30 protein-coding genes are annotated in these 23,829 nt (G+C 61.6%); 15 read left to right on the plus strand and 15 right to left on the minus strand.

What is annotated here, in order from left to right:
* Positions 1–15: 15 nt before the first annotated feature.
* The 3 genes from AC1DWQ_RS19830 to AC1DWQ_RS19840 are packed head-to-tail and all read left to right on the plus strand — an operon-like array spanning position 16 to position 2,853.
* Positions 16–1,257, plus strand: coding sequence for a multidrug effflux MFS transporter (locus AC1DWQ_RS19830; protein WP_477671153.1), 1,242 nt, complete (start codon positions 16–18; stop codon positions 1,255–1,257).
* On the plus strand, positions 1,235–2,209 hold the full coding sequence (miaA, locus tag AC1DWQ_RS19835; RefSeq protein ID WP_477671154.1) for a tRNA (adenosine(37)-N6)-dimethylallyltransferase MiaA: 975 nt from the start codon (positions 1,235–1,237) through the stop codon (positions 2,207–2,209). Before AC1DWQ_RS19830 ends, miaA begins: the two co-directional genes overlap by 23 nt.
* Positions 2,206–2,853 (plus strand): ABC transporter ATP-binding protein, encoded by a 648-nt coding sequence (locus AC1DWQ_RS19840; RefSeq protein WP_477671155.1) that lies wholly within the window; start codon positions 2,206–2,208, stop codon positions 2,851–2,853. The genes miaA and AC1DWQ_RS19840 overlap by 4 nt, the downstream gene beginning before the upstream one ends.
* A gap of 15 nt (positions 2,854–2,868) precedes the next feature.
* Here AC1DWQ_RS19840 and AC1DWQ_RS19845 read toward each other — a convergent pair whose 3' ends face one another.
* Positions 2,869–3,840, minus strand: coding sequence for a threo-3-hydroxy-L-aspartate ammonia-lyase (locus AC1DWQ_RS19845; protein WP_477671156.1), 972 nt, complete (start codon positions 3,838–3,840; stop codon positions 2,869–2,871).
* A 194-nt stretch (positions 3,841–4,034) separates the two neighbouring features.
* Between AC1DWQ_RS19845 and AC1DWQ_RS19850 the strand changes: the two genes are divergently transcribed.
* From AC1DWQ_RS19850 to AC1DWQ_RS19860, 3 genes are all read left to right on the plus strand, one after another.
* The gene (locus tag AC1DWQ_RS19850) at positions 4,035–6,623 is read left to right on the plus strand and encodes an ABC transporter permease (protein ID WP_477671157.1); all 2,589 of its coding nucleotides are present in this window, start codon (positions 4,035–4,037) and stop codon (positions 6,621–6,623) included.
* Positions 6,624–6,843: 220 nt separating this feature from the next.
* Entirely contained in the window at positions 6,844–7,296 is a 453-nt protein-coding gene (locus AC1DWQ_RS19855; RefSeq protein ID WP_477671158.1) for a hypothetical protein, read from the plus strand.
* Positions 7,297–7,592: 296 nt separating this feature from the next.
* Entirely contained in the window at positions 7,593–7,808 is a 216-nt protein-coding gene (locus AC1DWQ_RS19860) for a hypothetical protein (protein ID WP_477671159.1), read from the plus strand.
* A gap of 17 nt (positions 7,809–7,825) precedes the next feature.
* On the opposite strand, the gene AC1DWQ_RS19865 is transcribed toward AC1DWQ_RS19860, so the two are convergent.
* Complete coding sequence (locus AC1DWQ_RS19865; protein WP_477671160.1) at positions 7,826–8,734, minus strand: LysR family transcriptional regulator; 909 nt, start codon at positions 8,732–8,734, stop codon at positions 7,826–7,828.
* A gap of 80 nt (positions 8,735–8,814) precedes the next feature.
* On the opposite strand from AC1DWQ_RS19865, the gene AC1DWQ_RS19870 reads away from it, so the two are divergent.
* The 3 genes from AC1DWQ_RS19870 to AC1DWQ_RS19880 are packed head-to-tail and all read left to right on the plus strand — an operon-like array spanning position 8,815 to position 10,355.
* Entirely contained in the window at positions 8,815–9,237 is a 423-nt protein-coding gene (locus tag AC1DWQ_RS19870) for a DoxX family protein (RefSeq protein ID WP_477671161.1), read from the plus strand.
* A gap of 21 nt (positions 9,238–9,258) precedes the next feature.
* Positions 9,259–9,936 (plus strand): glutathione S-transferase family protein, encoded by a 678-nt coding sequence (locus tag AC1DWQ_RS19875; RefSeq protein WP_477671162.1) that lies wholly within the window; start codon positions 9,259–9,261, stop codon positions 9,934–9,936.
* A 56-nt stretch (positions 9,937–9,992) separates the two neighbouring features.
* Positions 9,993–10,355 carry a hypothetical protein gene (locus tag AC1DWQ_RS19880; RefSeq protein ID WP_477671163.1) on the plus strand — a complete coding sequence of 121 codons (363 nt, stop codon included), beginning with the start codon at positions 9,993–9,995 and terminating at the stop codon, positions 10,353–10,355.
* Between the two features lie 86 nt (positions 10,356–10,441).
* Here the strand turns inward: AC1DWQ_RS19880 and AC1DWQ_RS19885 are convergent, their stop codons facing one another.
* The gene (locus AC1DWQ_RS19885; RefSeq protein WP_477671164.1) at positions 10,442–11,107 is read right to left on the minus strand and encodes a glutathione S-transferase family protein; all 666 of its coding nucleotides are present in this window, start codon (positions 11,105–11,107) and stop codon (positions 10,442–10,444) included.
* A 196-nt stretch (positions 11,108–11,303) separates the two neighbouring features.
* A complete protein-coding gene (locus AC1DWQ_RS19890; protein ID WP_477671165.1) occupies positions 11,304–12,197 on the minus strand; it encodes a LysR family transcriptional regulator in 894 nt (297 codons plus the stop codon).
* Here AC1DWQ_RS19890 and AC1DWQ_RS19895 point away from each other — a divergent pair.
* From AC1DWQ_RS19895 to AC1DWQ_RS19905, 3 genes are all read left to right on the plus strand, one after another.
* Entirely contained in the window at positions 12,196–12,531 is a 336-nt protein-coding gene (locus AC1DWQ_RS19895) for a DUF1127 domain-containing protein (RefSeq protein WP_477671166.1), read from the plus strand. The two genes, AC1DWQ_RS19890 and AC1DWQ_RS19895, sit on opposite strands and share 2 nt — an antisense overlap.
* Before the next feature lie 71 nt (positions 12,532–12,602).
* Positions 12,603–13,682 (plus strand): PLP-dependent cysteine synthase family protein, encoded by a 1,080-nt coding sequence (locus tag AC1DWQ_RS19900; RefSeq protein WP_477671167.1) that lies wholly within the window; start codon positions 12,603–12,605, stop codon positions 13,680–13,682.
* Positions 13,683–13,699: 17 nt separating this feature from the next.
* On the plus strand, positions 13,700–14,803 hold the full coding sequence (locus AC1DWQ_RS19905) for a lipocalin-like domain-containing protein (RefSeq protein ID WP_477671168.1): 1,104 nt from the start codon (positions 13,700–13,702) through the stop codon (positions 14,801–14,803).
* Between the two features lie 46 nt (positions 14,804–14,849).
* Here AC1DWQ_RS19905 and AC1DWQ_RS19910 read toward each other — a convergent pair whose 3' ends face one another.
* Complete coding sequence (locus AC1DWQ_RS19910; protein ID WP_477671169.1) at positions 14,850–15,092, minus strand: hypothetical protein; 243 nt, start codon at positions 15,090–15,092, stop codon at positions 14,850–14,852.
* A gap of 168 nt (positions 15,093–15,260) precedes the next feature.
* Between AC1DWQ_RS19910 and AC1DWQ_RS19915 the strand changes: the two genes are divergently transcribed.
* The 3 genes from AC1DWQ_RS19915 (at position 15,261) to AC1DWQ_RS19925 (ending at position 17,306) form a co-directional block, all read left to right on the plus strand.
* Positions 15,261–16,172 carry a LysR family transcriptional regulator gene (locus tag AC1DWQ_RS19915; protein ID WP_477671170.1) on the plus strand — a complete coding sequence of 304 codons (912 nt, stop codon included), beginning with the start codon at positions 15,261–15,263 and terminating at the stop codon, positions 16,170–16,172.
* A gap of 64 nt (positions 16,173–16,236) precedes the next feature.
* Entirely contained in the window at positions 16,237–16,530 is a 294-nt protein-coding gene (locus AC1DWQ_RS19920; protein WP_477671171.1) for a YciI family protein, read from the plus strand.
* 164 nt (positions 16,531–16,694) lie between these two features.
* Positions 16,695–17,306 carry a hypothetical protein gene (locus tag AC1DWQ_RS19925; protein WP_477671172.1) on the plus strand — a complete coding sequence of 204 codons (612 nt, stop codon included), beginning with the start codon at positions 16,695–16,697 and terminating at the stop codon, positions 17,304–17,306.
* 33 nt (positions 17,307–17,339) lie between these two features.
* Here AC1DWQ_RS19925 and AC1DWQ_RS19930 read toward each other — a convergent pair whose 3' ends face one another.
* The 10 genes from AC1DWQ_RS19930 to AC1DWQ_RS19975 all read right to left on the minus strand — a co-directional run bounded on the left by AC1DWQ_RS19930 (position 17,340) and on the right by AC1DWQ_RS19975 (position 23,741).
* Positions 17,340–18,041 (minus strand): hypothetical protein, encoded by a 702-nt coding sequence (locus tag AC1DWQ_RS19930; RefSeq protein WP_477671173.1) that lies wholly within the window; start codon positions 18,039–18,041, stop codon positions 17,340–17,342.
* 47 nt (positions 18,042–18,088) lie between these two features.
* Positions 18,089–18,289, minus strand: a complete 201-nt coding sequence (locus AC1DWQ_RS19935; RefSeq protein ID WP_477646891.1) for a hypothetical protein — start codon at positions 18,287–18,289, stop codon at positions 18,089–18,091.
* Between the two features lie 39 nt (positions 18,290–18,328).
* Positions 18,329–18,901, minus strand: a complete 573-nt coding sequence (locus AC1DWQ_RS19940) for a hypothetical protein (protein ID WP_477671174.1) — start codon at positions 18,899–18,901, stop codon at positions 18,329–18,331.
* Between the two features lie 34 nt (positions 18,902–18,935).
* Positions 18,936–19,373 carry a hypothetical protein gene (locus AC1DWQ_RS19945; RefSeq protein ID WP_477671175.1) on the minus strand — a complete coding sequence of 146 codons (438 nt, stop codon included), beginning with the start codon at positions 19,371–19,373 and terminating at the stop codon, positions 18,936–18,938.
* A 96-nt stretch (positions 19,374–19,469) separates the two neighbouring features.
* The gene (locus AC1DWQ_RS19950; RefSeq protein WP_477671176.1) at positions 19,470–19,913 is read right to left on the minus strand and encodes a DUF4826 family protein; all 444 of its coding nucleotides are present in this window, start codon (positions 19,911–19,913) and stop codon (positions 19,470–19,472) included.
* Positions 19,914–20,043: 130 nt separating this feature from the next.
* On the minus strand, positions 20,044–20,622 hold the full coding sequence (locus tag AC1DWQ_RS19955; RefSeq protein ID WP_477671177.1) for a pyridoxine/pyridoxamine 5'-phosphate oxidase: 579 nt from the start codon (positions 20,620–20,622) through the stop codon (positions 20,044–20,046).
* Between the two features lie 104 nt (positions 20,623–20,726).
* Positions 20,727–21,575, minus strand: coding sequence for a DUF1444 domain-containing protein (locus AC1DWQ_RS19960; RefSeq protein ID WP_477671178.1), 849 nt, complete (start codon positions 21,573–21,575; stop codon positions 20,727–20,729).
* A gap of 120 nt (positions 21,576–21,695) precedes the next feature.
* Positions 21,696–22,043: a hypothetical protein gene (locus AC1DWQ_RS19965; RefSeq protein WP_477671179.1), complete on the minus strand. Its 348-nt coding sequence runs from the start codon at positions 22,041–22,043 to the stop codon at positions 21,696–21,698.
* Between the two features lie 513 nt (positions 22,044–22,556).
* Complete coding sequence (locus AC1DWQ_RS19970) at positions 22,557–23,144, minus strand: hypothetical protein (RefSeq protein ID WP_477671180.1); 588 nt, start codon at positions 23,142–23,144, stop codon at positions 22,557–22,559.
* A gap of 102 nt (positions 23,145–23,246) precedes the next feature.
* Positions 23,247–23,741 (minus strand): hypothetical protein, encoded by a 495-nt coding sequence (locus tag AC1DWQ_RS19975; RefSeq protein WP_477671181.1) that lies wholly within the window; start codon positions 23,739–23,741, stop codon positions 23,247–23,249.
* Positions 23,742–23,829 lie beyond the last annotated feature (88 nt).

Genomic DNA, 23,829 nt, shown 5'->3' on the forward strand with positions numbered 1-23,829 from the left:
GATACGCTCAGCTCAATGGATGTTCCTGTTTCGAAGACCGCGGCGCCTGCCATGTCGCCCGGCATGGTGGTGCTGGTCCTGTCGATGCTGCTGGGCATCCAGCCGGTCACGACCGACCTCTACCTGCCCGCCCTCCCCTCCCTGACTGAAGGTTTCGGCGCGCCGATGTCGCAGGCGCAGCTCACGCTCAGCGCCCTGCTGCTGGCCTTCGGTACCTCCCAGCTGATCTGGGGCCCGCTGTCGGACCGCTTCGGCCGCCGTCCCATCCTGCTCTGGGGCCTGTGCGCCTACACCCTCGCTTCCGTCGGCAGCACGCTCGCATCGTCGATGACACTGCTGATCACCTGGCGCATCGTGCAGGGCGCCGCCATGGGCGCTGCAGTGATGTGCGCGCGCGCCATCGTGCGCGACCTGTACCAGCCGCTTGAAGGCGCCCGCGCCATGTCCAAAGGCTTGAGCGGCCTGGGCGTGCTGGCCTGCATCAGTGCACCGCTGGGCGGCTTGCTGTCGGAGCTTTTCGGCTGGCGCATGGCCCTGATGGCGCTGGCCGTGTTCGGCGCGGCCACGCTGGCCCTCATCTCACTGCGGTTTGAAGAAACCCTGGCACAGAAAAACCCGCGTGCGCTGCAGCCGGCCACACTGCTGCGCACCTGGGTCCATATTCTTCGCAACCCCACGTTCCTGGCGTTTTCGGTGTTGACCGCGGCCTCCTACGGCGGCCTCTTCACCTTTCTGGCCACCTCGTCGTTCGTGTTTATCAAGGTGCTGGGCCTGACCAAAACACATTACGGCCTCATCATGTTTTCGATGTGTTTTTGCTACCTCACCGGCACCTTCATCTGCCGTCGGCTGCTGCCGCGCTTTGGCGTGCGGCGCTCGGTGGCCGTGGCCGCGTGCCTCACACTGGCCGGCGGAACCCTGATGGGCGTGCTGGCCTGGGCCGGCATCCAGAACGTCTGGGCCATCATGCTGCCCTACTACCTGTTCATGCTGGGGCATGGCGTGCACCAGCCCTGCGGGCAGAGCGGCGCCGTTAGTCCCTTCCCCCAGGCGGCGGGCGCTGCCTCGGCCCTCAACGGATTTCTCATGATGGTCGTGGCCTTCGGCATGGGCGGCTGGCTGGGAACCCACATGGACGGCACGGTGCGGCCGCTGACCAACGGCGTCTGGTTCTGGAGCGCGCTGATCGCCGCCACGGCCTGGACCGTGATCCAGAAATACGGAGAGCCTGCCCATGAGGCCGCAGCCAGGGCCTGACATGCGCGGCATCGCACTGGCCGGACCGACGGCCTCCGGCAAAACCGCCGCCGCCATGGCGATTGCACAGCGCCACGCGGTGGAAATCATCAGCGTCGATTCCGCACTGGTCTATCGCGGCATGGACATCGGCACTGCCAAGCCCACAGCGGCCGAGCTGGCCGCTGTGCCGCATCACCTGATTGACATCCGCGACCCGCTGCACGCCTACAGCGCGGCCGAGTTTGTGGCCGACGCCAACCGGCTGATGGAAGACATCCGCGGACGCGGCAAACTGCCGCTGCTGGTGGGCGGCACCATGCTGTACTTCAAGGCGCTGTTCGACGGGCTGGACGACATGCCCAAAGCCGACCCCGCCGCGCGCGCCGTGATAGCCGACGAAGCAGCCGCCAACGGCTGGCCGGCTCTGCATGCCGAACTCGCCCGGGTGGACCCGGTCACCGCCGCCCGGCTCGCACCGAACGATTCGCAGCGCATTTCGCGTGCGCTGGAGGTTTTCCGCGTGTCAGGCCAGCCGCTGTCGTTCTTCCACCAGCAAAACGCTACAAAAACCATAGCTGCTGGCGCACAGCCATCAATGGCTACAGCCCTTATTTCCCTTGAACCTCAAGACCGCAGCTGGCTGCACGAGCGTATTGCCCAACGCTTCGACGCCATGCTGGCCGGCGGGTTTATGGACGAAGTGAAAGCCCTGCGCGCACGCGGCGACCTCAACCCCGACTTGCCTTCGATGCGCTGCGTCGGCTACCGCCAGGCGTGGGAAGCACTGGACGGCAACTACCCGCTGGCCGAGCTGCGCGACAAAGGCATTTTCGCCACGCGCCAGCTGGCCAAGCGCCAGATCACCTGGCTGCGCTCCATGCCGCAGCGCCAGGTCGTGGCCTGCGATGCGGCCGATGCGTTGCAGCAGGTGCTTGCACTGGTTGACGCTTCTGTTGGGCAGACGACATGAGCCTTCAACTCAGGAACCTCGCCAAGCGCTACGGCACAACCGCCGTGTTCAGCCATGTCACGCTGGATGTTGAGCCCGGCGAGTTCGTCGCCATCATCGGCGAATCAGGCGTCGGCAAATCAACGCTGCTCAACTGCATGGCCGGACTCGACACCTGGGACGAAGGCACCGTGCTGCTGAACGGCCAGGACCTGGGCACCATGACCGACGACGAGCGTGCGCTGCTACGCCGCCGCCATGTGGGTTTTGTGTTTCAGGCCTTTCATGTGCTGCCGCACCTGGATGTCGCGCAGAACGTGGCCCTGCCATTGCTGCTGCTCGGCGAGCCGGACGACGCGCGCGTGCAGTCACTGCTGGATGCGGTCGGCCTGTCGGGCATGGGCGGGCGGCTGCCCCAGCAACTCAGCGGCGGCCAGCTGCAGCGCGTGGCGATTGCCCGTGCCCTGGTACACCGGCCCAGCCTGCTGCTGGCCGATGAACCCACCGGCAACCTGGACCCAACGACGGCCGCCAAAGTAATGGATGCGCTGATTGCCCAGACCCGCGAACACGGCGCCTCGCTGGTGCTGGTCACCCATTCGGAAGCCGCAGCCGCCCGCGCTGATCGCCGGCTGCATCTGAGCGCCGACGGAATTCTTCCGTAAGCTGCCCCCCCTTGCTCAGGCCTGGGCGAGCAACTCCGCGTAGCGCTTCAAATCAACATTTCCGCCGCTGATGATGACGCCCACCTTTTCACCCGGTGCGGCAGGGTTGGCCTGCAGCGCGGCGCATGCCCCGGCAAACGCCAGGCAGCCTGTCGGCTCCACCACCATCTTCATGCGTTCGGCAAAAAAGCGCATGGACTCGACCAGCTGCGCATCGCTTACCGTGAGGATGTCGTCCACATCGCGCCGGATGATGGCAAAGGTGTACTCGCCCAGGTACTGGGTTTGTGCGCCGTCGGCAATGGTTTTTGGCGTTTCAATATGCACGATGCGGCCTGCGCGCAGCGACTGCTGGCCGTCGTTCCCCGCTTCAGGCTCGACACCATAGACCTTGCACTGCGGCGACAGGGCGCGGGCTGCAAGCGCCGAGCCGCTGGTAAGCCCGCCGCCGCCCAGACATATGTAGAGACGGTCCAGCGGGCCGGTTTCTTCGATCAGCTCTTTCGCTGCCGTACCCTGGCCGGCGATCACGTCGGGGTGGTCATAAGGCGGGATCAAGGTCATGCCGCGTTCGGTGGCGAGCCGTTTCGTCAGGGCCTCGCGGTCTTCGGTGAAGCGGTCGTACAGCACCACTTCCGCGCCATAGCCCTGCGTGGCGGCCAGCTTGGCAGCGGGTGCATCTTTGGGCATCACGATGACCACGGGCATACCGAGCAGCCTCGCCGAAAGCGCCATCGCCTGCGCATGGTTGCCTGACGAAAACGCGATAGCACCGGCCCGGCGCTGCGCCGCGTCGAACTTCGACAGCGCATTGAAGGCGCCGCGAAACTTGAAAGCGCCCATGCGCTGGAAGTTTTCACATTTGAAAAAGAAATTCGCGCCCCAGCGGGCATCGGCCGTACTGGACCGCAACACGGGCGTGCGGTGCGCATGGCCTTCAAGCCGCGCGGCAGCGGCGGTGACGTCGTCGTAGGTAGGGAGTTGCATGGTGAATACGCTTTCATTCCGGGTGAGAAATCAGAAAGATCCGGGTCCAGGGCATCCGGAAGACCGCAAGCTTAAATGACCAGGCGTTTTCCCGACAGAGCCAGAAAGCCTGATTCTGTACCGATACAGATGGCGGGTTCGTTCATCTGCCCAGGGCCTGATTTCGCTGCGGCGCTGAAAGGCACAATGAGCGCATGCGCGCCCTGCTCTCAAGCTTCTCCTGGCGGGAATTGCAACACCACCCCTGGCGCAACGCCGCCGCCGTAGTGGCCGTGATGCTGGGCGTGGCCCTGGCGTTTTCAGTACAGCTCATCAATGCGTCGGCACTCAGTGAGTTCTCACAGGCGGTGCGCGCGGTCAACGGTCAACCCGACCTGGAGCTGCGTGCCGTGCAGGGCAGCTTTGACGAGGCGGTGTACGCGCGCGTGGCCAACCATCCGCAAGTCGCGCTGGCCAGCCCGGTGCTTGAAATCAGCACGTATGCGCTGGACGGCACCTCCCCCACCGGCCGCCTGCCGCTGCGCATCATCGGCATCGACGCGCTGGCGGTGGCCGCCATCGCGCCGTCGCTGATGCCGGTGCCGTCTTCCGACGCGGGACGCTTCGCCCTGTTTGCGCCTGGCAAGGTGTTCTTGAACCCCGCCGCGCAGCAAGCATTGCACTCGCCGGAGTTGCGCCTGCAAAGCGGCCTTGAACTGCGCAGGGTTTCTGTGGCCGGCAGCGTCGGCGCCGGTGGCGGGCCCCTGGCCGTGATGGACATTGCCGCCGCGCAAGAACTCTTCGGCAAGGCCGGACAACTCTCGCGCATCGACCTCAGGCTCAGCGCCGGCGCCGATGCGCGCCGTGTGATCGAGTCGCTGCAGCTGCCGTCCAACATCACCGCCACGGCGCCGGGCGATGCGGCCGAACGCGTCAGCAACCTGTCGCGCGCCTACCGCGTCAACCTGACGGTGCTGGCATTGGTGGCCTTGTTCACAGGCGCCTTCCTGGTGTTTTCGGTGCTCTCGCTGAGCGTGGCCAAACGCGCGCAGCAATTCGCGCTGCTGGGCGTGCTGGGCCTCACGGGCCGCGAACGCCTGCAGCTGGTGCTGGCCGAGTCGCTGCTGCTGGGCGTGGCCGGCAGCGTGCTGGGCATCGCGCTGGGCTCCGGCCTGGCTGCGCTGGCGCTGCGGCTGCTGGGCGGGGACCTGGGGGGCGGCTACTTTTCCGGCGTCGCACCTACCCTGCAATGGAACGGCTGGGCCGCACTCACTTACGGCGCGCTGGGAATTGCCGCCGCCGGCGTGGGCGGCTGGTGGCCGGCTCGTGCGGCGCAAAAACTGCCGCCCGCGCAAACCCTCAAGGGCCTCGGCGCCGCGGCAGGCACCGGCAGCGGCCACTGGTTCAGTATCATTTTGATAGCTGCCGGCGCTCTGCTGGCGCTGGTTCCACCGCTGTTTGGCATTCCACTGGCGGCCTACGTGTCGGTGGGCTTGCTGCTGGTCGGCGGCATCACCGCCTTGCCCTGGCTGATTTCGCTGATCTACAACCGGCTCAGCCCCTGGGTCGCCCACCGGCTGCTGCCGCTGCTGGCCGTGGAGCGTGCGCGCCGCGTGCGCGAAAGCGCCGCGGTGGCCGTGAGCGGCGTGGTGGCATCACTGAGCCTGGCCGTGGCGCTCACGGTGATGGTGACCAGCTTTCGCGAGTCTGTAACGCAATGGCTGGACGTGGTGCTGCCGGCAGACCTGTATGTGCGCACGGCGCTGGGAACCTCCGCCAGCGATACGGCGTATTTCTCGCCGGAGTTTGTGGATGCGCTGGGCCGCCTGCCCGGCGTGGCGCGGGTGGGCAGCCTGCGCACCACGCAGCTGCTGCTGGATACCGCCAGGCCCAGCGTCACCCTGATCGCCCGCCCGCTGGACAACCCGGCCACCGCGCTGCCGCTGGTGGGCCAGGCATTGCCGGTGCCGCCCGGGCACATCGGCATCTACGTGAGCGAGCCGATGGTGGACCTGTACGCGGCACGCCCAGGCACCGTCTTTCGCCCACTTTCACAAGCTTTTATGGCTCTAGACCAATCAGGATCTGCGCGATCTGCTCCTGATTTAATAGCAAGCAAGGTGGGATCCGAAACGCCCGTGTTTTATGTGGCGGGCGTCTGGCGCGACTACGCACGCCAGTTCGGCGCCATCGCCATGGCCCATGCGGACTTCGAACGCCTGACCGGCGACCGGCGCACCAACGACCTCGCGCTGTGGCTGAAGGAAGGCGCCAGCGACAGCCAGGTGCAGCAGGCCGTGCGCGGCCTTGCCGAACAGCAGTCCGGTGCCGGCGCGCTGCTGGAGCTGGCCTCCGTCAGCCAGCTGCGCGCCACATCGCTCCGGATTTTTGACCGCAGTTTTGCCGTCACCTACTGGCTGCAGGGCGTGGCGATCGCCATCGGCCTTTTCGGCGTGGCCGCCAGCTTCAGCGCCCAGGTGCTGGCACGCCGCAAGGAGTTTGGCCTGCTGGCGCACCTCGGGCTGACACGCCGGCAAATCCTGGCCGTGGTGGCCGGCGAAGGCGCAGCCTGGACGGTGATAGGCGCGCTTGCGGGGCTGGCCCTGGGGCTCGCGGTATCGACCGTACTGGTGTACGTGGTGAACCCGCAAAGCTTTCACTGGACCATGGACCTGATGGTGCCCTGGCTGCGCCTGGCCCTGCTGTGCGCCGCGGTGGTGGTGGCCGGCACCGTGACGGCCTGGCTGGCGGGCCGCGCGGCCGCAGGCCGGGACGCCGTGCTGGCGGTGAAAGAAGACTGGTAAGCCTTGCCCCTTTGCGGCATTTGCCGCGAAAGGATGCGCACGGGCAAGGGGCAGCCCCCCCGTGCACCGTCCTACAGGCGTGGAGGCCGGTTTCCGACGCCATCCGGCCGCTCCCGGCATCACACTGTGACTCATGCGGTGGCCGTCAAGTGCGCAGGTGTTTTGCCAGCCCTTGTCTCCCACGCCCTTTTTTCTCTTTCAAATGCCTGCGGAGAACGCGATGACCACCAACACCAGCCCCCTGACCGGCGCCAACGCGAACCCGACGGGCAAGTTCTCACGGCATGCCTCCTCCCGGCCGTCCCACGGCTTGCAGCTCACCCGCAATGACGACGGCAGCGTGACCCTGGCACTCAACCAGCCCCTGAGGTTGCAGGCCGAAGAACTCGAAGAACTCGTCGCCAGCCTTGCCGGCTTGCGCGCCGACATGGACCCACCCTACCCGCTGGACTGCCCACCGTTGAGTGCGCTGGAGCCCAGCTACAGCCCGCGGCACTGGGTTGCCTGCGACCCGTTGACCGGCAAGATCCTGCTGTTCCTGCGCCACCACCTGTTCGGCTGGCTGGGCATTGTGCAAACGCCGGAGACCGCGCTCGACATGCTGAAGTCGGTGGCCGTCGAGATGAAAAACCTGGAGCTCTCCGACCGCGATCCCAGGCGCGACCTGCACTGAGAATTGCTGCCTGCCAGGCAATGGCCGCTTCCCCTGCGAGCCTCGTCTCATCGTGTTTATCGTGCTGTACATCTTGATACGAGGCGCTCTGCGGGTTGGCCAATGAATTCAAGGCCTGCGCGCTGCATGGTGCAACACCTGCCGCCTTCCCATCTTTAGCTTTCTCCAATGCAGGCGACCACGCCGAAAGGCGTTTTCGTTTGCTTACTCATGGTCACGTTTTTGACGCGCGATTGTCATCACAGCGCCGGGATGAACTCCTACCATGGAGGCATTCACCAGAGAGGGCTTGCATCATGAGACCTGCTAAAGCACCGCCGCACGACTACCGCATTGAAAATGTCGATCCGGCCGAAGGCAGCCTGCTGCCGTCGAGCTCGAACCATCTTTTCGCCGACTATTCGCTGGCCGTGGCGGTGGCCGTGAAAAGTGTGGCCGACCCCACGCGACAGGAAGTGCGCGTCGTGCACGTTCCCAGCGGGGAAGTCGTCTTCCGGACTTCAGCGTTTTGACGCCGGGGCCCGCCGCATCAGGCCAGCCTGATGCTGTTTGCAAAGTGGTCATACACCACGGAAATTCTCCGCAGGTGGCGCGACTCCGCGTGCGCCAGCAGCCACAGGTCTGACTCGCAGTCGGCCAGGGTGTCCGCCAGCGGCACCAGCCCGGGCTCTCCCGCCAGCATGAAGCGCGGCACAATGCCCACCCCCAACCCCGCCTTGATCGCATCCATCACCGCCACAATGCCGTCCGCATAATGCCGCGGCGTGACCTTGGGCAACTGCTTGCGCCGCCACAGCACCGAGGGGTGTTCCGGAAGCGATTCATCAGGCGCTATCCAGTCCAGTTTCGCCAGCGCATCAAGCAAGGGGATTTTTTTGGACGACGCCATCTTCGCTTGCGCTTTGGACCCGCACAGCACAAAGCGCACGGTGCCAAGCTTGCGGCCCACCAGGTGGTCGGGTGGCTTGCGTGTTGCACGCAGCGCCAGGTCCGCGTCGCGCCGGCTCAGGCTCACGAGTTCATTGCCGGTGCGCATGTCCAGCTGCAGCAGCGGATGCTGCGCCAGCAGCGGCTTGAGCGAAGGCAGCACCAGCCCGCGCAATACCGCGTCAGTCGTGGTCAGGCGCACCAGGCCTGAAACGCCTTCATGCGGCCGCTGCATGCTGGCGCGCACCGCTTCAAGCTCGGCCTCCACGCGCTCCGCATGCGGCACCAGGCCCAGCATGGGCTCTGTGGGCAGGTAGCCCAGGCGCGACCTTTCGAACAGCCGCTGGCCCAGATTTTTTTCGATGCGCTGCACCGAGCGGAACACCGTGGACGCATCCGCGCCCAGCCGCCGCGCGGCCTCGGCCAGCGTCATGCCGCGCACCATGGCCAGCAAAATTTCCAGGTCAGAGGCCGTCAGCGCGTATTGCGTTTTTGCAATAGATGGTTTCATGATTGCCAATTTACATTGTATTTTTGCAATCGTAAAGTGGCGGCTCCTTCAACGCTACGCCCTTCGCCGGGCTTTACACCATGACCATCGAAACCTCCGAAACCTCCAGCGCCAGCCACGGCGCCACCCTGCTGCGCCTGGCCCTTGGCACCATGTGGGTCACCCACGCGCTGCTCAAAATCTTCGTCTTCACCCTGCCCGGCACGGCGCTGTTTTTTGAATCGGTCGGCCTGCCCGGCTTCATGGCCTACGTTGTCGTGGCAGTGGAGCTGGCCGGCGGCGCGGCGCTTCTGCTGGGCTTTTATGGCCGCCAGGCATCGCTGCTGCTGGCGCCGGTGCTGCTGGTGGTCGTCTGGGTGCACTGGCCCAACGGCTGGGTGTTTACCAGCCCCAAGGGCGGCTGGGAATACCCGCTCTTTCTGCTGGTCGCCTCGCTCGCCCAATGGCTGCTGGGTGACGGCGCCTGGGCCGCGCGCCGCAGCCGCCTGCTGGTGCTGCGCTGATCTGCGCTGAAAGACATCACCATGAAGCTCACCCTCATCAGCCACACCCTGTGCCCCTACGTGCAGCGCGCAGCCATCGTGCTCGCGGAAAAAGGCGTCGCCTTCGAGCGAATCAACGTCGACCTCGCCAACAAGCCCGACTGGTTCAAGGCGATCTCGCCGCTGGGCAAGACGCCGGTGCTACGGGTAGATGACGATGCGATTTTTGAATCGGCCGTGATCTGCGAATACCTGGACGACACCCTGTTGCCACGCCTGCATCCCGCGGATGCCCTCAAGCGCGCACAGCATCGTGCCTGGATGGAGTTCGGATCTGCCTTGCTCAATGCGATAGGCGCGTTCTACAACGCGGCCGATGCGGCGTCGCTGGCGCGGCACCGTGAAGATATTGGGCGCCGGCTTGCCCAGCTTGAGGCGGTGTTGCCGGATCGAGGCCCTTATTTCGCCGGAGCATCCTTCAGCATGGTGGACGCGGTGTTTGGTCCGGTGTTTCGTTATTTCGATGTGCTGGACGACGTGGGCGAAACAGGATTCTTTGAACATTTGCCAAAAGTGCAGGCCTGGCGCGCCGCTCTCGCTGCGCGTCCCTCTGTCCAGCAAGCGGTGGGCAGCGGCTATGCCCGCGAGCTGCATCGCTTCTTCCTGGCCCGCAGCTCCGAACTCTCGCGTCGCATTGCGGGGTGTGAAAGTAGAGCCTGATGCTATAAAGCGGATGGCCGCTTTTGGCCAGAAGTCGAAATTCGTCACCTCAATCGATGCCATCCAAAACGCCTTCCTCCGGCCCCGCCGATTGGTTGCTGGGCCGTTGGCGCTCTGACAAAGGGTTGACCGTTGACGGATGGGGTAAGCATCCCCCAGGCTCTATAGAGTTTCAGGCGATTATGCTTCGGACACTCGGCAAGACAGAGTTGCTATTCACTCCAACACGCTTCACCTCGATGTTCGAGGACGCCAAGTCCGTCACACCGTATCGGGTTATTTGGAAGTCAGAAACAAGCATGGTTGTTGTGTTTGGCCGCATCGGTGAAGAAACAGCGCAACACCTGCATTTTTTAAGCCCAACGCTCTACTGGATCCACACCGGAAGATTCTGGGAATACTTTTCCAAGATAAAATGAGCTTGCTGCAGTGTCGGCAATGACCCAAACGGAAGCGCTTTTTCTCATCAGCCCGTAAAACAACCGGCCCCAAAGGCTGACCCTCCTCAGGCGGCCGATGACCCGCCAGTGAAAACCGCCAATTGCGCATCAAAAGCACGCTGGTACGCTGGCCGCGCTTCACCACGGGCCACATAGGCCGAAAGGTTCGGGTATTTCTCCAGCAGCCCCGATACGGCCGCCCTGCGCAGCACCGTCACCATCAGCAGGTCTCCTGCGCTGAATGCACCGTCAAGCCAGTCGGAATTGCCCAGCCGGCTGGAAAGGTCGCCCAGCCGCGCATGGACGCTGTCCTCAAGGGCGGGCAGGCGGTCCGCATACCAGGGCTTGTCACGCTCGAAGAGCACCGCCATTGAGCGGTCAATGATGGGCGGCTCTACCGTGTTGAGCGCGGCAAACATCCATGCGACGGCGCGAGCGCGGGCATTTGCATCGTCTGGCAGCAGGCCTTTATGGCGCTCAGCAATATGGAACACGATGGCCCCTGACTCGAACAGCGCGAGATCACCTTCTTCATAGGTCGGAATCTGCCCGAAAGGATGAAGCGCGCGATGCGCGGGCTCCTTCATCGCCGCAAACGAAACAAGACGAACCTCGTGAGGCTGCCCCACTTCTTCAAGCGCCCAGCGAACGCGCATGTCACGCGCCAGCCCACGGCCGCGGTCGGGCGAACGCTCAAAGGCCGTCATGGTAGGGGTCGTCGGAAGGGTCATGGTGGTTTCTCCTTTTGCTGAGATGCCTGGTTGAGTGTTTTGTTGATGCCGGACATGCGATTGACCGGTCACCTACCTCACGACGTTCGGGATAGTCCCCAATCGACATCCTGGCGCAACTTTTTTTGTGAACTCTGAAAAAAAGGCGAAATTGAGTGCCGTCAGCAGCGTCCCGTTGTCGCGGCCACGCCCCTGCTCAGGCCTGCCGAAAACTCGCCAGTGTCTTGAGCAGGTTGCGGGTGGCGCCGTCGAGCGTATCGAGCGGCCTGTGGACCATGGCCGTGTGGCGAGTCAGTGCGGGCTTGAGCGGCACCAGCTGCACGTCATGCCGCACGTTGGATTCTTCCAGCGACTGTTCCCTCGGCAGCACCGCAGCGCCGTAACCGGCGGCCACCAGGCTCTTGATGGCCTCTGAGTAGTTGAGCTCAATGCGTGCGCGCGGCGTGAAGCCCGCGTCGGCAAACCAGGCCATGGTCATGCGGTACATGTGGGTCGGGGTTTCGTTGAAGATCAGCGGGCGGGTGGCCAGCCATGCGGGCGTGGCATGTTTGGGTGCCTTCCAGCGCTTGGGTACAAACGCCATCATCGGGTCGCTGCGCCAGTGGGTGATCACCATGCCGCGCTGCGCAGGCGGCGGTGTGGCGACCAGGCCGACATCGAGCGTGCCGTCCAGCAATCGCTGCAGCGTGTCGGCGGAACCAAGAATACTGACCTCGACATCGATGTCGGGGTGGGCTTGCTCCATGGCCTTGAGCACCTGCGGCAAAAAGTACACCAGCACGCCGGTGGTGGTGCCCAGCCGGACCCGGCCTGTGCGGCCCTCGACGTGGCGCTTCACCGCATCGACCGCATCGTCGGCGTCGCGCAGCAGGCGGCGGGCCCGCTCAACCAGCACGGCGCCTGCCGGTGTGGGCTCAACGCGCCGACCGCCGCGCACCACCAGCGGCGTGCCCAAACGGCTTTCAAGCTCGCTCACATGCAGGCTCACGGTGGGCTGCGCCAGGTGCAGGCCCTGCGCTGCGGCAGAAAAGGTGCCCAGGTCGGTAATGGCCACCAGCGTTCTTAATTGGTCCAGGTTCAGTTCGCGCATGGAAGTGTATCTATCAGTAATCCTGATAATTTCGATCAGAAAATTCAACTTCCACAATATCATGATTTTTAGCACCATAGGGCACTTCCTACCAGGAGTGCGCGAAATGCTGACGAAGACAATGAGAATTTTTCCGGGAGCCCTGCCCAGCTTTCCAGTCACAGAGCTGGGCCAAAGGTTTCTGGCCGCCCTGCGCAAAAACGCGCAGAGGCGACGGAACCTGAATGAGCTGCGGCTGATGAACGACCACCAGCTCAATGACATCGGCATTGGCCGCAGTGAAATTCCCGGCCTGATGAATGACCTTGGGCCCCGCCACTGGGAATGGCGCTGAAGCCCCTGCGCCGGCCGGCAAGCCGGTAAAAGACGTTTTACGCCAACAGGTCTTGCTGCGAGAATCAGGCAATGACTTCCCTCCAGACTTCCAGCAGCTCCTGGCTCAGCGCCGCCATCGCCCGCATTGAGGCCGACTACCTGCGCAGCGCCGACACGCACCTGATTCCGCTGCCGCTGCCGGAGTTCGCTGCGCGCGGCATTGATTTTTACCTCAAGGACGAATCCACCCATCCCACCGGTAGCCTCAAGCACCGGCTGGCACGTTCGCTGTTTTTGTATGCGCTGTGCAACGGGTTGATCCACGAGAACTCCACTGTCGTTGAAGCGTCCAGTGGCTCCACCGCAGTCAGCGAAGCCTACTTCGCGCGGCTGCTGGGCCTGCCCTTTGTCGCGGTGATGCCGCGCAGCACCTCGCCCGAGAAGGTGGCGCAGATTGAGTTCTATGGCGGGCGCTGCCACTGGGTGGAAAGCGCGGTGCAGGTGTACGACGAAGCGCGCAAGGTGGCGCTCGAGACCGGCGGACACTACATGGACCAGTTCACCTATGCCGAACGCGCCACCGACTGGCGCGGCAACAACAACATCGCCGAAAGCATGTTCAGCCAGATGGCCCGCGAGCGGCACCCGGTGCCACGCTGGATTGTGGTGGGCGCCGGCACGGGTGGCACCAGCGCCACCATCGGGCGCTACGTGCGCTACCAGCGTCACGGCAGCCAGCTGTGCGTGGCTGACCCGATGGGGTCTGTTTTCAGCGCCTATCACCGCACCGGCGATGCCGGCCTCACCGGCGCAGGCTCGCGCATTGAAGGCATTGGCCGCCCGCGCGTGGAAGCCAGCTTTATCCGCACGGTGATAGACCGCATGGTGGAAGTGGCCGACGTGGACTCGCTGGCCGCCATGCAGGCCTTGTCGCAGCTGCTGGGCCGCAGGGTCGGGCCTTCGACCGGCACCAACCTGGTGGGCATGCTCACACTGGCGCATGAAATGCTGCCGCGCGGAGAACAGGGCTCTATCCTGTCGCTGCTGTGCGACTCCGGCGAGCGTTACCTGCCCACGTACTACAACGCCAGCTGGGTCGCTGAAAAAATGGGGGACTGCACGGCAGCGAACGAGCAGATCAACCGCTTGATGCGGCCGGTGCCGGCCTGAAGAACCCCGGAGCCTGCATGCGCCCGCCCCTGCCCGCCGGTTTGCCAAGACGCCAGCTGTTGCTGGGAGGCGCGGCCGGCCTGGCGAGCCTGGCTGGCCTGGAAGCCCACGCCCTGCCGGCCAAAACACTGGCGTTCCCACGCGACCGCGGTGCCCATCCCGGCTTTCGCACCGAGTGGTGGTACATCACCGGCCAGGCCACGGCCAGCGCTGCGGGTGGTGCAGCGGGTGGGCGCCTCTTCGGCTTTCAGCTGACCTTTTTCCGTTCACGCGTGGACGATACGCAGGGCATGTCGTCAAAATTCGCCGCAAGGCAGCTGGTTTTTGCGCATGCCGCCATCACCGATGTGCAGGGCAACAAACTCTGGCACGACCAGCGCATCGCACGGGAAGGTTTTGGCGTTGCAATGGCCAGCGAGAAGGACATGGCCGTCAAGCTGCGCGACTGGTCCCTGAAAGCCGAAGGCGCAAGGTACACCGCTGAGCTGCCGGCCAGCGACTTTGCACTCAAGCTGCAGTTCGAAGAAACGCAGGGCGTGCTGCTGCAGGGCAACAAAGGCCTGTCGCGCAAAGGGCCTGACGAAAAGCAGGCCAGCTACTACTATAGCCAGCCGCAGCTCGCCATGCGCGGCAACCTGCAAGTCAAAGGGAAAAACTTTGCCGTCACCGGAACAGCCTGGCTGGACCACGAGTGGAGCGAAGAGATCCTGCATTCAGACGCCATGGGCTGGGACTGGATAGGCATGAACCTGCTGGACGGCAGCGCCCTCACCGCTTTCAGGCTGCGGGGCAAAGACGGCAACACGCTGTGGGATGGCGGCTCGTTCCGCTCAGCCAAAGGAGGGCTTTACACCTTCAGCCGCGGCGAGGTGATTTTTAAACCCGTGCGCTATTGGAAAAGCCCGCTGACACAAGCCACCTACCCGGTGGAATGGATCGTGCGAACACCGGCCGATTTTTATACCGTGCGCGCCGTCATCGACAACCAGGAGCTGGACAGCCGCCAGTCGACGGGTGCGATTTACTGGGAAGGCTTGAGCGAGCTGATCGACAGCAACGGCAAGCGCGCGGGAATGGGTTACCTGGAGATGACGGGGTATGCGCAGCGCCTGAAGATGTAGCGCCAGACCGGCGCCGACCGCAGTTGCGGCGCAGCGCCCAAAGGGATCAATAGTCGGCGCGGATCAGGCGCTGGGCACGCGGGCTCATGTTGCGGCGGATATTGGCCGCCAACCATGGGTAGGGCTGGCCAGGCGCTGCGGCGACAGATGGTGCACCGGGCAGCAGAAATTGCGCAGCATCCATCACCTTGCGCAGCAAGGAAGAAAACGAGGAAGAAGCCTGCAACGAACGACCGCCGACAGAGGCGTTGGCGGAAGCGGGCTCAGTGAAAAATGCGGTGCGTGTCATGGAAGGTCCTTTCGAAGTGACGTGAGCGGCAACGATTGCCAAAACAGAGGTCGTGACGAGAATATAGGGTTTACGAGTATAAAAGTAAAACGACTTATATTGCGTTTGAATGCAGAAAAATTGCATTTAGAGCACGGCCTCTAAGGCCGGACAAATGGGAGACACGCCATGGATATCAACCTCGCCCGCACCTTCCTGGAAATCGTGTCCTGCCACAGCTTTGTCCAGGCCGCAGAACGGCTGCATGTCACCCAGACCGCGGTCAGCGCTCGTGTGAAAACGCTGGAGGACCTGCTGGGACGCACGCTCTTCGTCAGGAACAAGGCCGGCGCGTCGCTCACACCCGCAGGCGAGCAGTTTGTACGGCACGCCATGACGCTGGTGCAAGTCTGGGAGCGCGCCCGCCACCAGATGGCCGTGCCACCCGGGCGCCGCGCGCTGGTGACCGTTGGCTGTGAAATCAGCCTCTGGCAACCGCTGATGCTCGACTGGCTGTTCTGGATGCGAAAAAACGCACCCGATCTGGCGCTTCGCACCGAGGTGGGCGTTGCAGAAGACCTGCTGGAACGCGTGGCCCACGGAACCCTGGACATCGTCATTGCCTATGCACCGCGGCAGCGCCCCGGCCTCAGGATCGAACTGCTGATCGAAGAAAAGCTGGTGCTGGTCACCACCTCGCCCAGGCTCGAGATGCCGCAGCCCGCCGACTACGTCTACGTGGACTGGGGGCGCGAATTCTCGGCTCAGCACAGCCTGGCGTTCCCGGAGCTTTCCAGTGTCGGGGTCTCCTCCAGCCTGGGGCCGTTGGGGCTGGAGTACCTGCTTGCGGTGGGCGGTGCCGGTTATTTCCGGCAAAACGTGGTGCGCAACCACATCAAGGAAGGTCGCCTGTTTCGCGTGCCAGGCAAACCGGAGTTTTTGTACCCCGCTTATGCCGTCTACGCGGCCAACGCAGACATGAAAGTACTGGAACCCGCCCTGGCAGGCTTAAGGCAAGCCGCGGCGGGAAGCCAGGGCGGCAAGGTGCGCGCTGCCAAGCCGTCAAAGGCTCCCGGCAAGGGCAAACAACCCTCATCGTGAATCTCACAGCCCCCCAGCCCCTCATCTTCATCACTTCATTCATCACTTCAATCAGGATGGCCCAATGCGCTGGATAGCCCTATTTGACGACACACCCGCCATGCTGGCGATCCGGCAGGAGCGTGAACCCCTTCATCTTGCCTATCTTCGGCAACACCAGGATGAAATTCTTATCGCAGGCGGTTTGCGTGAAGCACCTGGCGAAAGCTTTGTAGGAGGCCTCTGGGTCATGGAGGTTGCGTCCAGGGCGCGTGCCGCGGAGCTGGTCGAAAGTGACCCCTACTACGTACCGGCTCATCGCAGCTACCGGTTGCTGACCTGGGGCAAGGCATTGGCCGAGAGGCAGGTGATTTTGTAAGCAGAACCCACGAATCGTTGCACCGGTTTCACCATCAACGACAGAAGGGAATCAGGGGTCAGGGGTGTTACGCGGCAGTCAGCGCGGGAAAGGGTTGCGTGACTACACTCAACCCATGCTGGCAAGATCTTTGCCAGCGCTTGACACATGCAACCGGAACTGAAATGGACTTTTTTCTCCTGGTGACCTTTGTCGCCATCGGCACCTACCTCCTGAAAGCCAGGGAAGAACGCCAACGCATAGCGCTGCTGGGCAGCCATCTGGGCAATTACCAGATTGAAAAACTCATGGAAACCCTGGCCGACGGCTACCTGCGGGCACTCGGCGAAAAAGAACCCGAGCGCCGCGAACAGATCTGGCAACAACTGGCCAACTCCGAAGCGCAACTGGCCGTACAGTTCAGCAAATTTGCGACGGAGTTTGCCAGGGTGCCTGAACCCGAGGCCCGCGTCAGCCGGCTGCCCATCAGCTTTCCCTTTGCGACCCTGATCCTGCCGGCCATGAGCTTCGACATGCGCATTGCGCTGGCGATTCACGCCGCCGGTATTGCGCGCGTGGCCCAAAACGCGGCCGGGCTCAGCCCCAAGGCCAAGGCCTTCACGATGTCAGCCGAACTCTTCCTGATGCAGCACACTTGCCACTGGTTTTGCAAATCAAAAGCCATCGCCTCAGCCCGCGTGCTGGTGCGTCACAAGACGCCGCATGCGCAACTGGTGGAGTCGGTGTCGCCGGAGACGCGTGAGGCTTATAGCGTGCTGATCAGCGGCGGCAGATAAATAAGCGTGTGAGGCACTTTCACGCACGACGCCTCACGGTCTTGCAACCATGGCTTTCACTTCCTCGCTGAGGCGAAGAACCTCCGGGCTTGTTGTCACCCCGACAGATATCGCGTCCAGGCCGTCGACCATCGTGCATTTGAAAGTCGCATCCGCCTGTTTGTTGCATTCCATGACACCACGAGACTTGCCATCCACCTTGAAACGCGCAGGATGAAAGATGTAGGTGAGATCCGAGGGATCTTTTGGATAGACGGTGCGATCCAGAAGATCGTCCGGAAATTTCTTCTCGGTCATTTCCCTGATGAGATAGGCCATCCGGGCCCCAAGTTGCGGGATCGCCTGTTTGGTTTCCTTGTTGTGCGCCCCGTGCAGGCCAATCATGGTTTTCGCCAGAGGAGTGCCGTCGCTGTAATAGCGGTGTACCCCTCCGAGAAAAACAAGGCCGCATGCGGACTCGCATTTTCCTGAGACTGCAGTGTCGAGGCCTGCATCCCGAATGCGCCTTGCAAGTTCTTGCCCATTCCAGAGATCTCCCCCGGGGCTGTTGTGCAGCAAAACGAGTTTCACTTGATTCGTGGCAAGCTGATCCTTAAGCTGGGCAACGTCGCCGCCAACAACCGGTCCGGACATGATCAGTGTTTCGCCAATGAGATTGAAGTCCATGGCCAGGGCCGGCGTGACGGCGAGCTGGAACGCGACCAGGACGAGCCATCTTCTATGGTGAAACGGCATTTGTGGCGCCTTAAAGGTTTGCCAAGCCACTCAGCGACGGGCAAACACTATTCATCAAGAAAATCCCCTCGGTAAAAGCTCCAGGCAGTTCCGTCGTGAAGATAGAAGTACCCATCGGCACAAAAATCTTTGCCGGGGAAAAATTCGCGATACGCCTTGGGAACGAGCCGTGACAGCTGCGCGTCCGTGAGTTCGTCGAACTGTTCAGGCGTAATTGGTTGACCGACTCTGAGTTTGGGAGATTCCATGGGTGAACCGGGTAGTTGGAGGCGTATGGATGATGAGCGTCATTGTGCGGTGAAATCCTGCCCTTGGCTCTGGCGCAGAAGGTGCGGAAACCTCGGAAGCAGAAAATCGACCCAAAGAGCCAGGTCAGCCACCGCGTAATACGGCAGCCAGACATCGACATCCGGCTTCCATGCGTCAGGATTCACTTTCTGAAGATCAGCGATTCTCTTGCGCCACATCTCGCCCTGATAGCCCGGAAGTTTTGCCCATTCGTGTACTGGATCCGATGCCGCGGGCTCTGGAATGCGTTTCGACAGCTCCGCTGCGATGGAAAAGCCGAGCTCTATATCAGCTGCACTCAGGGTACGCAGCACGCGGGCATTTGGCCCACTGCAGAGTGACGATTCCGCAGACTCCTGATGAACCAGATTCAGTGTGAATGAACTTCCCGAGAGTTGGCCTCCCCAGGAACTGACCTGAAACCACAGACACCAATAACCCGGCCCGGCAGGTCGAATAAACGCACAGGAGTAACCGGGCCGCCGCTTCCAGCCGTTGGCCGTAAACCACGGACTGAGCGCGCGCTTCAGCGCAGCGTGTACGACCTTACTTGTTGCATAAATGGTCATCATGACGCCTGACGTTTGAGATGAGAGCCAGGTGGCATCAGGAGAGCCATTGAATGGCCAGCATCACAAAGAGCAATAACCAGACCGTTGAGCTCAACACAGCTGTAAGCCAGTTTGTCCATTTAATGCTCCCCGGGTACATGCGGCCCAGAACGACAGGGCTTGACGCTGCGTCGTAGAGCGACCAGCCACCTATGGCGGTAAAAACGGCCAGGCCCCACAGGCTTCCTTTTGATGCCGAACTGAAAGAAACCGCCGCAATGGTTGTGGCCAGGGCGAACCAGACAACGCTGATCCAGAGGAATCCTCTGGCCATGTCACCTTTTTCCGCCGGCGCCATCGAAGGCTCGACTGTCTCTACAGCTGCGAGCAATTCCGGCAAGGGTTGCCTGGAACGTAGCGACGCAAGAAGCAATACAGCCTGAACGCCAGACCACGCGAGAAAAATGAACAGGGCTTGAGTTGTTGATGGCATATGCGAAGAACTTAAGGTTTGTGTACCCACCCGAAGCAAGGCTCAGGCCTGTGATGCGAGCAGACCGAGGTCATTAGAGAAAAAACTTGAAGCGCGTTAAAGCTCATCTTCTTCCCATACCGCAGGGTCATCGGCCCATTCCAGCAGTAACCCGGCCCTCGATGCAAGCATGGGGGCGAGCTCTTCCATGTTCTCTCCCGTACCAATGACCAACGTTGGGTGCCGCTCTCCACGCGCCATGCATCGAGCCGCGTCCTGCCAGAGAGAAGCGATGGCATGCACCGCCTCCCGCGGAGTTCCAGCCTTGCTTGAGGAAACATAGTCGTTCGGCATATCGCCAGAGATAGCCCACCAGCCCACTGAACCAGGGCTCTCAAGGCTTTCGACGGTCCAAATTGAGACATAGGGGGCAAGGTGCCACGCAGGCTCTAAGCCGATTCGGCCATGCACCAAGCCTTCGCGTTGCAAGTATTCGGATACTTCAGCACGGCGCTCTGCACACCACTGGGCTTCAACTTCGGGGTTGTCGTAATCGGGCATTGTTAGGGCCTAACATTTGAGCTGAGTGGACTGTAGCAGCAGGCCGCGCGGAACCGGAACTAACAGCGCGGTGTCACGTGGCCTGCTGTTGCGGTCCGCTCAGATGATGGGTTACTCCCGGCGAGATACCCTAAGGTTGCAGGAACGCTTGCTCCCAGCGGGAACCAATGCGGGAATAGGTCGTGCGCGCATGCAGGCGGCTCTCTTTGAACTCCAGGAACTCAATGTGCTCCGCCTGGAGCCTGAATCCGCCCCAGTTCGCGGGGCGAGGGATTGGCTTGCCATCGTACGCAGCCACGGCGCGTCCGTATTGATCCGAAAGCGACTCGAGGCTTGCGAGCGGGCGGCTCTGCTGAAATGTCGCTGTGGCAATTTGGGCATCCCGCAGACGGCCAGCCCAATGTACTTCGGCCTCCTGTTCCGGTATTACCGTACAAACGCCTTTGATGCGTACTTGCGTGGCGATATGCTCCCACCACAGCGTAATGCCGGTCTTGGGGTTGCGAGCGATGTCCAGGGCCTTGCCAGAGTCCAAATGCGTGCAAAAGACGAAACCCGTCTCTTCCGCTTCCTTCAAATCGACAAATCGCGAACTAGGGTATCCATCCGCATCGATGGTGGAAACACAAACAGCGTTCCTGTGTTTGGACGACCCACGGCTCCTGGCGTCGAGCCATACAGTTTTGAAACGCTCAATGGGACTGCGCATATTTTCTCTTGACGTCTAAGGTTTGAGATGAGCGGCTCGACCCGGCATGCCGGGGTGCGCCCTCTTGATGGAAGGGTCAGGCATTGATGCGGCCACCTTGGCACTCACTGCACTGGCATCCATCGCTCAGCGGTCCATTTGAGTACGGTGGTTGGCGAAAGAGGATTGGATGATTTTGCAGCGGTGTCTTTGGAGAGCGCCCGAAGCGCATCTATTGCTGACGGAGTGGATTCCGATATGTACAAGACCATATCCGTTGTTGGCAGAGCTATAACAAGGAGACCTTGCTGAGCATTTGCAAGAGATGCCCACTGAGAAAGAATGGCGACGCGGCCGACCTCATACACACTACCTGGAATAGCTCCAATCTGCCCGTTTCCGACGGGCTTCGCACTGTCAGCGAGAGGTTTCAGTGTGGCTTGCAGATTCTCACCACCAAGTTCAAATAGCTGATTCTGTGATATGTTGAGCTTTCTCAGGTCGCGATCATCAAGCGGTCTCACCGCGCGCGGCGTATCGAGCACGGCTACCGATACCAGCCCTTCAACGAGTGGTTTCGCCTGAAGCGTCGGGCCATCACTACCCAAAGATTCCTGCGCTCGCTTGATATATTCGCTTGACCGGACAACGAGGCGCACTGAGCTTTTATCTACCGGCGCATTCTGTTGTTTTAGCACTTGCGCCACACCCTTGGCATACCGGTCGATTTCGGATACGCAACCAGAATTATTAGAGCGGCAAAAACCGAAAACCCTCTCTAGATTGGCCTGCGAGGCGCCAACCGACAATGTAAGTGGCCCCTTTATTGAGACAGGCGTGTCGCCAACCTCGCGCCGTACTGCTTGTGCGGCAAATTCAGTAAATGTCTGTTCCTCCATTGGTATGGCTTGGGCTGCGGCTTCAACTGAGAAGAAGGCCAACAAACTTGCCGATACTGCACATGCTTTGTTCAAAACTAGCTCCCTTGCAAATTGATGACGCTGAAAGACGCCGAAAGTTCGACGTGAGCTGTCAGGCTGTAGAGCGAAGGCAATATGCCGTCAAGAAAATTGAACACTTGGTCACGGCGCGGTTCATCCCGCAACATCGGCGCCTGACTTTACAAACAAGCCGGCAGCGCCGCTGGCCGTCATGAACGCAAAGATTGGCCAGAGTACTCCCTGGCCTGCAGATTCAGAAACGATAAGCGCGAGGCCGGCGGCACTTACGCCCAGGCCAATGCATAAAACGAAGCCGTATCGCCGCATTCTGAAGACACCGATGGAGGCGATGAGGCAGCCCACTCCGAACGCGACGATGGCAGATAGCATTCCAAAGAACATGGGTGAGTTGGGTTCGGCCTGGATGATAGCCGCGCTCCCGACAAGGACCAGCAGTACTCCAGAGAGTGCCAGGAGTGCTGCGAATAGCTTTGCAAGCATGAGGTAGGGAAGAAGGAGCCTAACGTGAAGATGACCGGACCACCAAAACCCGGGGCGAAGCCGCCTCCTGCTGTTGTGGATCCGTGTCGATTGACATGTTATGCATAAGTCACCATAAGTCACTTCTCCTCTCGTTTCGGCTTTAGCGCCCAACCCGTCGCAATCAGGATGAGGCCAAATGCCAGCAAACCCCACGCGAGCATACTCGACTCCCTCGTGGGAACGACACGCATGTAGCGCGGAGTCGAAGCGCCAGACCAGAGAACTTGAAACCAAAGAGAAAGGTCAAATGGCAACAGGTCGCCAACCCTCAAAAGCAGCAGTAAAGCAATGACTACGACAGAGTAGCCAACGCACCGAAGCCAGGTCGAAGCTCTCATGCCATTTCGGTTCGCATGCCTGCGCTGCGGATCGATGCTGGACAACGTTGGAGCTGACCGGACGGCAATACTCGCGGCGAATCGGCCTTCTGCAGCTGTGGGTCGGCATCGAGCGACATGTTGGATTTCGCCGTCACTGCCCTGCCTCCTGACTGAAATGCGGACGAACCAATATAGAAATAACTTGAGCGATAGTCCAAGCCGCCGCATACGCAACGCACGTCAACATGAACACCGGAGCCAACTCGAAGGACATGAACAATGCACCGGCTGTAGCGGCGGCGAGTGCACCCACTGTCACCGAACCAATGCATCGAACGAACAGCAATCGGCCACTGATTGACTTGGCCGAGCCCGGCAAGAGAACAAGTGTGGGCCCCAAGCATGCCGCCAGTGCTACCCACAAGAATTCGTATTGAAGCGTGAATACGACCCCGATGATTGCCACAGAAGGCACGATACCCGCAGCGATGAGAATCGAGTTCCGAAGTCCAAGCTTGGTCTTTTGAGTCTTCGATATGTCGAAACCGGCAACACGAGCTGCGACTTTCGTTAAGAGGAACATGGAAACACCAAACAGGATGCCACCAATCAAAAATAGGCCCGTCACCAGAAGAAGCGTGAGGACTGGATTCGAACCGCCTCGAAAATCATAAAGAAAGAAGGCCAACATGGCCAAGCCCCATGCGAGTCCAAGCAAGATGAATCGCCAGATAGTCATGTGAGGCCTAACGCTTGAGCAAAGACACGCGCGGAGGCGAGACGGCTTGCCGTAGCGCGTCGGCGCTTGAGCAAGGGGTTAGGCCGCATACGGCGACGTGGCCTACGGCTTGCCGGGGCAACCATCATGTAGCGCGATTTCTTGATACTCGACCGCGTGTTCTTGGGGAAGCGGAACTATCTTCTTGACCTCAAGTAGTCGTGCGTCTTCCAGGCTGAATAGGAACAAGACGCCAGGCTCTTCTGGAAGGCCGCGAGGTGATGGCGACGTCTTGAACAGAACCTGGATGTAGTCGGGCAGGAATTGCTTGTCGTGATACCAGGACCCAGCCAGGGCAACTCCTTTCCGCGAACTGGCAGGGACAAGTTCGAGCAAGCAGCCTTTTACGACAGTGCTCTTTCCGACGGAAGTTAGTGTCAGCTTCGTGAGCCTTCCTGCTCTGCCCTTCGAGAACTCGATCTGAACGCGCGTTGCTGCATACCGGGGAGGCAGTTCGGGAATTGCTCCTCCCGAAGACAGCGAAAGTCGTCTGTCTTGATGGGTCGATGCACCAGACGCTGCGATACAAAGGATGAGGGTGATGGTAAAGCGTTTCATGCGGCTTAACGTTTGACATGAGAGGCGGCCGACAGCAGGCGAAGCCCAATGTTGAACGCCCTCCCGCTGAAAGGGTTAGGCGTCACGC

The organism is Polaromonas sp. P2_G11, from assembly GCF_056403595.1.